Origin of the sequence: Microvirga sp. KLBC 81, from assembly GCF_003075415.1 — a bacterium.
In the GTDB taxonomy this organism is placed as follows: Bacteria; Pseudomonadota; Alphaproteobacteria; order Rhizobiales; family Beijerinckiaceae; genus Microvirga.
On the sequence record NZ_QDAH01000115.1, the window covers coordinates 1 to 11,955 of the forward strand.

The window sequence follows — 11,955 nt, forward strand, 5'->3', positions numbered from 1 at the left end:
CCTCGATGAAGCGCGTCATCTTGGCCTCCCACGTCGGAGAGCAAGTCTACCAAATCAGCCTGTTTCCACACAGCCTCGAGTGGTAAGCGGACCTTCCTTCGACTCTCCTGTGCGGAACTGAGAGCACAATTCCGAGAAGGCTTGCGTGGGCGGCGTTTGTGAAACACCGAAGTAGGCCGACGAGACGGTGGCGAGGGCAGCAAGGCCTGTGAGGTCGTAGCAGCTGAAGTCCTGCTGAGTTTGATCTGGCGCAACGTAAATTGAACGCCGGTATCGTAAGCAATCCTATCCGGCTCTGTTCCTCAGGCTGGAACCTTGAGCGCCCTGTACAGGGCGCTTTTTATCCTTCGAAGAACGTCGACTCCCATTGAGCCTGTCTTCTACGGGTCGCCATGTGAGGAAAGCATAACTGTTTTTTATTACGCGGTCTGCCAACGCGCGAACTGCATTTCTATATGCTTCGTTTCGACAAGAGCAAGGATAGCTAGCCATGATGGCTGGTTAAGGATTGGGACTTTCCATATTCGTCACCGACATCCAATTGAAAATCCATGCTTACAAACTGTACCGTGAAACGGCGCGCGAGTTGTCGCAGCTCTCCGATCATGAGCTGGCTGATCTTGGCATCTCCCGTTTCCAGATAGCCAGTGTCGCCCATCAATTTGTCATGAAGAGCAGGCTGCCGGAAGCCACGGTGAGGTGATCCTTCCAAAGGCAAATCGGCTGCCTGGATAGGGGCTATCGCCGTCACGATGTTCAAACGACTTCCCAGGCCTTCGACTCCTCGGATCGAAAGAGCGCATCAAGAACCCGCATGTTCATGATCGCATCCGCCATCGGAAATTCGAGGCTGCTCCCCTCCAAGATCGCGCGGGAGAATGCATCGCCCTGGCGTTGATATTGGTCAGTGGGGGGAAACTCTTCCGTCTCTGCCCCGCCGCCGATCAGATCTCGCCCATCGTCGATCATCAGGCGAGTCGGCTGGTCGCGCCTTGGGTTGAAAGGCACCTGAATCTCCAGCCGCCCCCTTGTGCCTGCAATCTGCACCCGCTGGGTTGGCACAAGCTGCGTTGCGCAGGTGAAGGCCAGATGCCGCCCACTCGGAAACTCGGCCAGCCCGCTCGCAAGACGGTCCGTTCGCATGGCAGGATCCCGGTCGAACACACCAATCACGCGCTCCGGATCCGCGCCGAAGATGTAGCGGGCGGTCGCGATCGCGTAGCATCCCACATCGTAGAGGCCGCCGCCGCCGATCCCCGGCTGGTTACGGATATTGTCAGGGTCGGTGAGATGATACGAGAAGAACGTATGGATTGCTCGGACATCGCCGAGGCGACCGCTCCGTACGATCTCCCGCGCCCGCTGCCATTGCGGATGGAAGCGGACCATGAAGGCCTCGGCAACGAGCTTGCCGCTCTTCTTCTGAGCCGCTTCGATCTGCTGCGCCTCCTCGGCATTCAGCGCAATCGGCTTCTCGCACAGGACATGCTTGCCCGCATCCAGCGCCTTGATGGTGAGGGGGGCGTGAAGGTGGTTAGGCAGAGGATTGTAGATGACATCGATCTCCGGATCGGCCAGCAACGCCTCATAGGAGTCATAGGCCTTCGGAAGACCGAATTCCGCTGCGGCGTCTTGCGCCCGATTTCGGTCACGGGACGCAATCGCCACCACATCCGTCAACTCGCCGCCTTTCAGGGCCGAGATCACCTGCTCACGGGCAATCTTGGCGACGCCCAAAATTCCCCATCTGACTTTCTTCGACACGCGAGTTCCTTCCCAAGTGTGTTCCAAAATGTTTCGTCCCAATTCAAGACAGCGCTACCGTTCGTAGAGCTCCAGCGGAAGGCCGTCGGGATCGGCAAAGAAAACGAAGCGCTTACCCGTATGCTCGTCGAGCCGGATCGGCTCGACCACAACATCGTGGCTTTGCAGGTGCTCGATGACGGGCTCGAGCGCCGCGACTGAAAAGGCGAGATGGCGCAACCCGCACGCCTCCGGCCGCGTTGGCCGCGCCGGAGGCGACGGGAACGAGAAGAGTTCGACCTGGGACGTGCCCACCTGCAGATCACACTTCCAGGACTGCCGTTCCGCGCGCCAGACCTCGCGGATGATCGGGAGTCCCAGGATCTCGGCATAAAAATGCTTCGAGCGCTCATAATCCGAGCAGATGATCGCAACGTGGTGAACGGCCTCCAGCATCAGTCTCTCCTGTCACGGTTGGAACCGGTCACCACAGCAGCGCCTCTCTGTGTCCGGCGGGAGGCCCGGGTCGGATCAGGCGAACCGCCCCGGACGGAACGTTGCGAGCAAAGGATGCGGCACCCCTGTCACGATCTCATCCGCCAAAAGCTCACCTGCGATGAGACCCAGCGTCGCTCCGCTGTGGCTGAAAGCGACATGGTAGCCGGAGATTCCGGGCAACTCGCCGAAGACCGGCTCTCCATCTCCTGGGATGGGCTTCGGGCCGACGCCATAAGAATCGAGAACGAGGTTCGGGTTGCCTTCGAGAACCGCCGATGCCTCGGCGAGAAGACCCTGAACGGTTGAGTCCTTCACCTCGTAGGTGTCGTCCGGACGCCGGACGACTTCCTCTTCCGACCAGGCGGAGTCGAGCACGAGCGAGCCCGTGGGCGTGGGTCGCACGGCGACGCGGGGCGTGTTGAGAACGGCCCGCAAGGCGACATCGATGGGCTTCGTCTTGACGAGAAGCGAAATCGGGGTTGCGTCAGCGATGTGGCATCCGATCTCGGCCACGATCTTCGGCACGGCGGCTCCGGCGGCGAGCAGCACCGCATCGGCCGCAATGCGCCTGCCGTCGGCAGTCACGATCCCGGTTGCGCGTCCACCGGTGACATCGACGGAGGCGCGTCCCGCATGGGTTATGACTTCACCACCGAGCGCAGAAAACTCCTCGATCAGCACGCCGATCAGCGACGGAAGATCGACCCATCCTTCGCCCGGATTGAAGATGGCTCCTTGGCGTGTGATGGCCCGCGCATCGACGCCCGGCGTCACCACCGCAACTTGATCGGCCGCCAGAAGTTGAGCGTCGTAGCCGATGCTCCGCTCGTGAGCGTAGACCTTCGCGATCTCGTTCGACTCGTCGTCGGAATCCCAGGTGAGACCACCGTCGAAGCGCAGCCACGCCGCATTGGGATGCTTCACCGCCAAGGTCCGGTAGCGGTCGATTCCGACCATGCGCAACTGGTGGTATTCGGCGGATCGCATGCGTGAGGAGTTCAGCCAGGAGAGTGAGCGGCCCGAGGCCTCGCTCGCGAGGGCGCACTCGGTCACCAGGATCACACTGACACCGCGGCGGGCAAGTTGCACGGCCGATGATACGCCGAAGATTCCGCCGCCGATGACAGCGACGCGGGAAACACGGGATGGGGAGTTCATATGAGGTTCCTTATTGAAGGTTCGTGCTTGCTCCGCCACGCGCTAGGCATAGCGGAGCGGATTGCAGGGGCTACAGGACCTGCGACAGGAAGCGCTTGAGGCGCGAGCTGTGCGGATTGTCGAACAGTTCCTCGGGACGTCCGACCTCGACCACCCTGCCCTCGTCCATGAACACGACCTGATCAGCCACCTTGCGAGCGAAGTTCATCTCATGGGTGACGACCACCATGGTCATCCCCTCCTCGCCAAGTTTGGCCATGAGCTGCAGAACGCCTTTGACCAGTTCCGGATCGAGAGCGCTTGTCACCTCGTCAAACAGCATCACCTCAGGGTTCATGGCCAAGGCGCGCGCAATGGCGACGCGCTGCTGCTGTCCACCGGACAGATGTGAAGGCCGGTGGTGCATGCGCTCGGCCAGTCCGACCTCGGCGAGACGAGCCGCGGCGATCTTATAGGCTTCGTCTTTCGGCATGCGCTTCACCTTCCGAAGCGCCAGAGCGACGTTACCGAGTGCCGTATGGTCAGGGAACAGGTTGAACTGCTGGAAGACCATGCCGACGCGGCGGCGCAGATGCTCGGGCTTGAACTTGAAGATGCTGTCACCATCCAGCAAAATGTCGCCACCTGAGGGTTCTACGAGACGGTTAAGGCAGCGCAAGAGGGTGGACTTGCCCGATCCCGACGGACCGATGATGCACGTCACCGTACCGGGCCTGATCGTGAGATTGATGCCGTGAAGGACCTTCAGGGCGCCATAGGCCATGCTCAGATCAGAGACCTCCAGGCTGCCTCCCTGATAACGCACCGGCTCCGCAGAATTGCTTGCGAGAGATGGGCTGGCAGGCAGGTGTTTATCTCCGGAAGTCAGAGCCCCTGTCGCGCCTGAGACAATCCCAGCCTCTTCCATTTCGCTGACCTCTTTAAGGCCGCTGGTGACAACGGTCGGACGTTTGCCGGTCCGCAGTCGGTAATCGATATAGTTGACGAAATGCGTGAGCGGGACGGTGATCACAAGATAGAAGATGCCGGCAAGCAGCAGCGGAGACAGGTTGCCGGTGACAACCGCAGCATCCTGACCCACGCGGAAGAGCTCGCGTTCCGAGGCCAGCAGGCCCAGGAAGTAGACCAAGCTCGAATCCTTCACGTTGCCGATGAACTGGTTCACGAGCGCCGGCAGGACACGGCGCACGCCCTGCGGGATGACCACCAGGCGCATGCCCTGAGCGTAACTCATGCTGAGCGCGCGCGAGGCATCCATCTGTCCCCGCTCGACGCTCTGAATGCCCGAGCGGAAGATCTCGCCGATATAGGCACCTGCAATGAGACTCAGGGCAATGATCCCGAGCGGGTAAGGCGACGGTCCGAACAGGTCCCGTCCTATCCGCGCGAAACCCTGCCCGATGAGCAGAATGGTCACGATGGCAGGCAGACCACGAAACACATCGGTGTAGATGCGCGCCGGTATTCTCAGCCATTTGGAGTGGGAGATTCCCATCACGGCCAGGATCATGCCGATGACGGTGCCAAGGATGGTCGAGGCCACGGCAAGAATGAGCGTGTTCTTGAGCCCGACCGCGATCATGTTCGGCAGCACTTCCGCCATCGACTCCCAATCGAGGAAGCTTCGGCGCAGATTTTCCAGCCAGTTCATCAGTTCTGTTCCCTCTGCCTCCTCGGTTCGGGCTTGGCTGGAGCAGCCAGGAATCTGCTCCAGCCAAGGAACGCGGGAGATCTTTCAGGCCGTTATGACTTCGGCAGGTACTGGTCAGGCATCGGCGTGCCCGGGAACCACTTCTCGTGGAGCCGCTTCCAGGTGCCGTCCTGCATGGCTTCACGCAGGCCCTTGTTCAGCGCCTCCCGGAAGGCGTCATTGCCCTTCCTCACAACAAAACCGGCCGGTGCATCGAAGGACGGAACGTTGATGGCGATCCGAAGGCTCTTGTAGCGCTCGGCCTGCTGCTTCGCCGCCTCGTAATCAAAGAAGTGGGCGTCGATCGTCCCGTTGTTGAGAGCCGAAATAGCGGCGTTGTTGTCAGGAAACTTCACGAGATCCGACTTGGTGAAATTCTTCGTCGCATAGATCTCCTGGAGAGTTCCCTGGATGACGCCGAGGCGCTTGCCTGCCAGATCGGCCTCCGTCTTGATCTTCTCGTCGGCCGTGATGACCGAGAGATATCCGGCGAGATAGCCGTCGGAGAAGTCCACGGTCTTCTTGCGGGCTTCCGTCGTGCCGATTGCCGCGACAGCGACATCGAACCGTCCGTTGGCCACGGAGGGCATCAGGGCCGAGAAGTCTTGCCCGGTGAACGTGACCTGATCCTTATTGAACCCGATCCGGCGGGCGACATCGAGGAAGAGTTCGATATCAAACCCTGAGAACTCGCCATTCTTATCAACGAAAACGTACGGTCTGGCGTCACCCATCGTTCCGACACTGATCCGGGTCGGGTCGATGAGGTTGTAGGGATTGGCTTTCCCGGTCTGTGCGACAGCTGCGCCGCCGAAGGCCATTCCGAGCGTCAGCGCGGCGGAGGCCGCAACTTTCGCGAAAGACTTGTACCATTGTGCAGTATTCATCGTCGTTCCTCAGTCTGAAAGATGCGTTCGATTCTGTTCTTGTTTTTGAGCATGCCTGACGCATGCCGGTGCGGATCGTTGTGGCTGTGCGTTGTGTCAGGACCTCCCCTCTTGCGTGTCGAACGGTCCCAGGTCAGGCCCGGGACTCGATGTACCGAGGCCGGTAGGCCGGCGCTCGATCTTGGCCGCGGAGAAACCGGTTCGGATCCACGAAAGCGAGATCGATGAATGGTTCCTCGCCGCAGGCGATCTGGGCGATGATCTCGCCGATGCCGCTGGCGTGCTTGAATGCGTGGCCGCTGCATCCTCCGCCGACAATCAGACGCGGATCGTCATAGGGGCGGCCGATCTGGAAGTGGCCGTCTGGAGAATGAGTGACCATGCAGGTTGTCGTCAGAACCGGAACCGGATTGAGACCCGGAAGCGCCTTCGACACCAGTTCGGACACGAGCCTCCAATCGGCAGGGGAAATGCCGCGATCGACCGTATCGGGATCGACCTCGCGGAAATTCGGGTCCCTGTCGGGACCGACTTTGACAGCAAAGCCATCTCCCGATCCGTGGCCCCAGATCCAATTGTTGGTGTCGACGGCGCGAATGAAGGTCGGGAAGCTCTCGAGCCTGAATGACGGATCGTTCCTGTCGGCGGGCTCGAACCACATCATCGGCGTGCGCAAAGGCGTCAGCGGAAGCTCCGGCATGAGCTTGCTCAGCCATGCTCCGGTGGTGACAACCACCTGCGCCACCGTGAAGCGACGTGTGGGTGTGGTCACAACAACGCCGCCGTCGATCAGCTCGATGTCCGTGACCTTCGTGTCGGTGTAGATCGTGGCGCCAGCTGCCCGCGCGGCATCAACGGCCGCGACAATGCCGGCTTCCGGATGCACGACGCCGGCTTCTGGGTCCCAGATGCCGACGTGATCTGGCTCCAAGTTCTGGTGCTGGGGGAAGCGCCGCTGAAGTTCTTCCCGGGTCAGCCGGACAACAGGCAGGTCGTGGGCCGTCGCCGCCGCCAGCGTACCGGCAATGACTTCGCTGTCCTCGGGACCGATCATCACGGCGCCCGTGTCGCGAATGACAGAGGTTCCGGACTTTTCCTGCAGCGTCGTCCAGAGCTCGCGGGAGCGGCGGGCAAGCGGCACGAGATTAGGGTGCTCCAGGCAGGCCACGCGAAACACGCGGGTCTTGCCATGGGATGAGCCCAGCACGTGGCCCGGATGGTAGCGCTCAATGCCGATGACCTTCAGCCCGCGCTCCGCGAGACGCCAAGCAGCATTGGCGCCCATGGCTCCCAATCCGACGACCGCGATATCCGCATCGAATTCACTTGGCCGCATCTGCTCTTCCATTCCTGCCAGAAAGACACTAGATTGCCTTATGAGACCGGTCTCAAAGCTATTGATACCGGTCTCACCTGTCAACCTCCTATTTGGCTTGACGAGCAACCCATCGACTGCCTAGGTCCTGAAACCATGGAACACAGCGGCACCCACAAGCGATCGGTTACGGTCCAGGACGTTGCGCGGAGAGCCGGCGTCTCAAAGGCGACGGCCGCCAGAGTCCTGGGCGGGTACGGAGTCACGAGTGACGCCGTGAAGGCCAAGGTTCTCGCGGCCTCGAAGGAGCTTGGCTATCAGCCGAATGAACTGGCCCGCAGCATCTCGACGGGCCGGTCAGGCACCATCGGAGTCATCGTCGGCGATATCGAGAACCCCTATTTCGGACTGGCTGTCCGGGGCATCAGCGATGCGGCTTCGGCCGCAGGATTCGATGTGATCCTGGCCAATTCCGGAGAGGAGATTGAGAAGGAGCGCGACGCCGTGAGGGTACTCACGGGCAAGAGGGTCGACGGCCTGATCGTCACTCCGGCCCGGACGTCTGAAACGCGTCACCTTCAGGAGGTCCACCAATCAGGCCGCCCGCTGGTCCTGCTGGATCGCGCGGTTCCCGGTTTGAATGTCGACATGGTGGTCTGCGACGACAAGGACGCGGCCTCGGCAGCCACCTGGCTTCTCATCCGGGCCGGTCACCGGCGGATTGCCTATATCTCTGCGGTTGCTTCCGACGATCCCATCTACAAGAGTCGCGATCAGATCGACACATCGACCGTCATGGAGCGTATCGACGGATTTCTGGACGCAAGTCGCCAGGCAGGCATTGAGAGGCCCGAACGCTTCATCCGTCTCGGCGCCACGGGTTCCGCGGCGTCGCGCAAGATCGTCACTGATCTTCTCAACCTTCCCGAGCGCCCTACCGCGATCCTAGCCTCCGACAACCTGGTCGCGCTCGAGGTTTTCAAGACTATCCGCGGTCTTGGGTTGTCGCTCCCAGACGACGTGTCGCTCATTGCATTTCATGATGCGGATTGGACGAGTGTGACGTCTCCGCCCGTCACCGTAATCGCGCAGCCAATCTACGACCTAGGGCTGGAAAGCGCCAGGATCCTGATCGAGCGGATTCGTGGAACGGCTGCTGCGCCGCGGCAGGTCGTCGTGAAGACGACGCTGATCGAGCGCCAGTCGACCGGAGCGCCGGCCGACGAGGCGCCGCCATCCCGGCGTGCGCGCGCAAGCAAACGCATCGCGAGCTAAATGCCAGCTTAGGTCATTCGAAGGCGCGCAGGCTTCGCTCATTCGATGCCCTTGAGAGCCGGAATGTGGCTGACATCGACTGCCATCGCAGCGGCATGGCCGGTCGCGCCGATGCGCGTGCAGGTCTCAGCCGCTGCCTGCACCGCAGCGCTCAAAGTCTCCTGCGGCGCCTCACCACGCAGAAGGCCGATCAGCGTGCGTGCGATGAACGTGTCTCCCGCCCCGAGGGTGTCGACGACCTTGACAGGCACGGCGGCTGTCTCGAACACGTCATCCCCCGTGCCAAGAAGAGCGCCGTTTTCTCCACGCGTGACGAGGCACCATTGTGCTCCCGCCGCCAGGGTCTGACGCAGCAATGCTATCGCATCGGCACGATCCAAATCGCCCCCCGACAGAGACGCGAGGAAGCAGAGTGGAGCGACCGATTCGCGATGAGCGCCGTCACGGCGCGTGGAAAAGTCGTAGGACAGACGGGCCGCGGCGGAGAAGCGCTTGAGATCGACGTCGAGTCCGCTGGATTGCCCGATGTGAACCGCGTCGAAGGAACGGACGAATTCGATGTCGTCATCGTCCGGCCGGAAGATCGATACGCCGAGATCGAATGTCAAAAAGACCCGGTCACCGTTCTGATGACCAATGATGCAATAGCCTGTCGGCCCCGGAAGCACCCGGAGCCGCTCGGTAATGACGCCCTCCTCCGCAAGCGCCGCCCGGATGAGGTCGCCCGCGGCATCTTGCCCGACGGCTCCGACATAGGCGGAGGCGGCACCGAAGCGGTGCGCAAAGATCGAGACGTTGAGGCAACTGCCGCCCGGGAACATCTGGCCGGTGGACTGGTAGCAATCAACGACATTGTCCCCAACGGCAATGATTCTTGTCATGGGCTGCTGTTCCCGAGGATGCACGTGCAAGGACGCTGCTGCGTTTTGCTCCCCTTGTCAAAGGTCTGGCAAAGCACCGGAGCCATGTGGTTCCACAGGTTGGCGCGCCCGGCATCTGCCGCATCGCGAGCTTGGCAACATAGGGACTGGATTGACATGTCTGTCCTTTTCCGGAACGATGAGACATCATAAGACATCATATTAGTTGTGGCGACGGAAGTCATCTCCCTTCCGATCATCAGACAGGCCAATTTCGAGAGGCAAGGATCGACAATGAACGATAGGCAAACCGAGCTAAAGGCCGATATCAAGGCTTCCCTTGAGGATCTGGCCGGCAAGACGATCAACCACGTCTTCTTCGTCGCCTGTGGCGGCTCCTTGGCGGTGATGCATCCGGCCAAATATCTCCTCGACCGCCAATCTGCAGCGCTGACGTCCGATTGCTACAACAGCGACGAGTTCGTTCACCGCTCTCCGCGCACGCTCGGCGTCAACTCCCTCGTCGTGCTTTGCTCGATGACCGGAACCACGAGAGAGACGCTCCGTGCCGCCGAGCACGCCCGCGCGAAGGGCGCGACCACGATCGGGCTGAGCCAGGACCTCGATTCTCCGCTCGCCAAGGCAGTGGACCACGCCGTCCGGTTCGAGGCGCCCTACACGACGGGTGTGCCCATCGACGCGATCGACAGCAACTACTCCTGCCTCTACCAGATCGTCATGGGTCTGGTTCGGATCTATGACGGCACTGACAAGCTGAGGCCATTGCTGGCGAGCCTCGGCAATCTCCAGGCCGCAATCGATCGAGCCCACCAGACCTATGCAGGGCTGTTCGAGCAATTCGCTCCTCGTTTCAAGGATGAGTCGGTCATTTACACCGTTGCAAGCGGCGCCAACTATGGAGCGGCCTACTCCTATGCGATCTGCGTCCTGATGGAGATGCAATGGATCAACTCGCAAGCCATTCACGCCAACGAGTTCTTCCACGGTCCGTTCGAGGTTCTGGATAAGGGCAAAGCCTTCATCATGATGCTGGGATTGGACGAAACCCGCCCGCTCGAGGAGCGGGCCAAAGGCTTTCTCGAACGTTTCGGATCCTCCGAGAAGATCATGGTGCTCGACGCCAGGGAGCTGGACCTGTCCGGCATCGACGATGAATTCAAGGGCAACGTCGTGCCGCTGATCTTTTTCGACACCTTATGGAAATTCGCCTACAAGCTGGCCGATCTTCGGCAACACGCCATGCTCGAAGGGCGTCGCTACATGAAGAAGATCAGCTATTGAGATCCGCGCTGCGCCTCCGTAACACAGGGCGCAGCGCACACCACGCCCGACCTCAATCAATTCATACCCGCTCGCTTAGGGATAACCCGATACTTATAGCTGCGGCAGCCGGAAACGAGAACTTGTCCAACCCGGCGCGATCTGCTTTGAGGGATTGGGTCGCCACCCACAGCCGGCAACGGATGACGCCCATCCGTCAAAGACGAGCGGACGCCATGAAGGTTGAGTATGACAACCTGACTCCTCTCTACGATCAGGTGAGACATCTGCTTCTCCGGGACATCAAGGAGGGACGGTTTCAGCGCGGCAGCTATCTGCCTGCCGAGCCGGACCTGTGTGAGCATTACGCAGTCAGCAGAATTACTCTGCGCAGAGCCGTTCAGGAGCTCTGCTCAGACGGCTATCTCAAGCGGGTGCATGGTAGAGGAACCCTCGTCACCGAGCCCAAGGTCGAACAGACCCTCGTGTCGCTCTCCGGGTTTACGGAATCGCTGACGAGCAGCGGACATAAGGTGCGCTATGCCGTGTTGGACAGCGCGGCTCAGGCATCTTCGAACGATGTGAAAGAACGCCTAAAGGCGACAGGGAGCGATCAGCTCGTCGGGATTCGCCGGCTGCTGCTCGTCGACGGCCGCCCCTTGACGCTTGAGGAACTGTACTTTCTCCGAAGCCGGTATGGGCGGGTGGCGGAGCCGGTGTCCAAGGGAGGATCATTCAACCAGGCCCTGAAGTCCCTTTATGGCGAGGAGCCAAAGGCGGCCGAGCGGGCGATCAACGTGGACTTCCCGTCTGCCGCGGAATGTGAGCTCCTGGCCTGCACGGCGTCGCAGCCTGTGTACCGCATCGAGAAGCTCGTTCTCGGCAAGGGGCGAAAGCCGATCTCGTTCTCAGTTCTGATCACGCCTTGCGACCGGGTGACATACTCAATCTCCTCTTGAGGAGGACGCTCCGCAGTCGCTACAGCATCGGACCCACAAGTGGATTCCACTTTGGGGATCGATCCGATGCTTCCTCTTTCAAGCCGAGCATCGTTGAAAGCGACCCAAAGGGCCGCGCTAGCGAATAACCGGGTCCCCTTTTCCGCACGATGCTCTAACGGTAGGATGCGCGCATTGTCCGCTTTGGTCAAACTCGGACATTTCCACGTTCTCTAGAGCATCGGGCATTCAGACGAATCCGTATCCGGCGGCGGTGAAATAGTTGCGGCACGCCTCAGGCTCAACGAGA

11 protein-coding genes are annotated in these 11,955 nt (G+C 60.8%); 4 read left to right on the top strand and 7 right to left on the bottom strand.

All coding sequences use genetic code 11. From position 1 onward, the window contains the following. Positions 1-586: 586 nt before the first annotated feature. Positions 587-703 (top strand): DUF1127 domain-containing protein, encoded by a 117-nt coding sequence (locus DC522_RS36540; protein ID WP_245444695.1) that lies wholly within the window; start codon positions 587-589, stop codon positions 701-703. Positions 704-756: 53 nt separating this feature from the next. Here DC522_RS36540 and DC522_RS30315 read toward each other — a convergent pair whose 3' ends face one another. The 6 genes from DC522_RS30315 to solA form a co-directional block, all read right to left on the bottom strand. Then, positions 757-1,764 (bottom strand): Gfo/Idh/MocA family protein, encoded by a 1,008-nt coding sequence (locus tag DC522_RS30315; RefSeq protein WP_116532205.1) that lies wholly within the window; start codon positions 1,762-1,764, stop codon positions 757-759. Between the two features lie 54 nt (positions 1,765-1,818). After that, on the bottom strand, positions 1,819-2,199 hold the full coding sequence (locus DC522_RS30320) for a VOC family protein (RefSeq protein WP_116532206.1): 381 nt from the start codon (positions 2,197-2,199) through the stop codon (positions 1,819-1,821). A 75-nt stretch (positions 2,200-2,274) separates the two neighbouring features. Then, complete coding sequence (locus DC522_RS30325; protein ID WP_116532207.1) at positions 2,275-3,399, bottom strand: FAD-binding oxidoreductase; 1,125 nt, start codon at positions 3,397-3,399, stop codon at positions 2,275-2,277. A 70-nt stretch (positions 3,400-3,469) separates the two neighbouring features. Then, positions 3,470-5,050: an amino acid ABC transporter permease/ATP-binding protein gene (locus DC522_RS37120; RefSeq protein WP_116532208.1), complete on the bottom strand. Its 1,581-nt coding sequence runs from the start codon at positions 5,048-5,050 to the stop codon at positions 3,470-3,472. A 92-nt stretch (positions 5,051-5,142) separates the two neighbouring features. Beyond that, positions 5,143-5,976, bottom strand: coding sequence for an ABC transporter substrate-binding protein (locus tag DC522_RS30335; protein WP_116532209.1), 834 nt, complete (start codon positions 5,974-5,976; stop codon positions 5,143-5,145). A 133-nt stretch (positions 5,977-6,109) separates the two neighbouring features. After that, on the bottom strand, positions 6,110-7,312 hold the full coding sequence (solA, locus tag DC522_RS30340) for an N-methyl-L-tryptophan oxidase (RefSeq protein ID WP_116532210.1): 1,203 nt from the start codon (positions 7,310-7,312) through the stop codon (positions 6,110-6,112). A gap of 135 nt (positions 7,313-7,447) precedes the next feature. Here solA and DC522_RS30345 point away from each other — a divergent pair, with 135 nt between their 5' ends. Then, positions 7,448-8,566 (top strand): LacI family DNA-binding transcriptional regulator, encoded by a 1,119-nt coding sequence (locus tag DC522_RS30345; RefSeq protein ID WP_116532211.1) that lies wholly within the window; start codon positions 7,448-7,450, stop codon positions 8,564-8,566. A 38-nt stretch (positions 8,567-8,604) separates the two neighbouring features. Here DC522_RS30345 and DC522_RS30350 read toward each other — a convergent pair whose 3' ends face one another. Further along, positions 8,605-9,447, bottom strand: coding sequence for a PfkB family carbohydrate kinase (locus DC522_RS30350; RefSeq protein WP_116532212.1), 843 nt, complete (start codon positions 9,445-9,447; stop codon positions 8,605-8,607). A 273-nt stretch (positions 9,448-9,720) separates the two neighbouring features. Here DC522_RS30350 and DC522_RS30355 point away from each other — a divergent pair, with 273 nt between their 5' ends. Both DC522_RS30355 and DC522_RS30360 read left to right on the top strand, forming a co-directional pair. After that, positions 9,721-10,728 carry an SIS domain-containing protein gene (locus tag DC522_RS30355; protein WP_116532215.1) on the top strand — a complete coding sequence of 336 codons (1,008 nt, stop codon included), beginning with the start codon at positions 9,721-9,723 and terminating at the stop codon, positions 10,726-10,728. 215 nt (positions 10,729-10,943) lie between these two features. After that, positions 10,944-11,666, top strand: coding sequence for a GntR family transcriptional regulator (locus DC522_RS30360; protein WP_165820387.1), 723 nt, complete (start codon positions 10,944-10,946; stop codon positions 11,664-11,666). Positions 11,667-11,955 lie beyond the last annotated feature (289 nt).

Bases quoted from the DNA above. Each gene is read 5' to 3' on its own strand.
- solA (WP_116532210.1), bottom strand. From the start codon at position 7,312: ATGCGGCCAAGTGAATTCGATGCGGATATCGCGGTCGTCGGATTGGGA.
- DC522_RS30350 (WP_116532212.1), bottom strand. From the start codon at position 9,447: ATGACAAGAATCATTGCCGTTGGGGACAATGTCGTTGATTGCTACCAG.
- DC522_RS30320 (WP_116532206.1), bottom strand. From the start codon at position 2,199: ATGCTGGAGGCCGTTCACCACGTTGCGATCATCTGCTCGGATTATGAG.
- DC522_RS30325 (WP_116532207.1), bottom strand. From the start codon at position 3,399: ATGAACTCCCCATCCCGTGTTTCCCGCGTCGCTGTCATCGGCGGCGGA.
- DC522_RS30345 (WP_116532211.1), top strand. From the start codon at position 7,448: ATGGAACACAGCGGCACCCACAAGCGATCGGTTACGGTCCAGGACGTT.
- DC522_RS30360 (WP_165820387.1), top strand. From the start codon at position 10,944: ATGAAGGTTGAGTATGACAACCTGACTCCTCTCTACGATCAGGTGAGA.
- DC522_RS37120 (WP_116532208.1), bottom strand. From the start codon at position 5,050: ATGAACTGGCTGGAAAATCTGCGCCGAAGCTTCCTCGATTGGGAGTCG.
- DC522_RS30355 (WP_116532215.1), top strand. From the start codon at position 9,721: ATGAACGATAGGCAAACCGAGCTAAAGGCCGATATCAAGGCTTCCCTT.
- DC522_RS30335 (WP_116532209.1), bottom strand. From the start codon at position 5,976: ATGAATACTGCACAATGGTACAAGTCTTTCGCGAAAGTTGCGGCCTCC.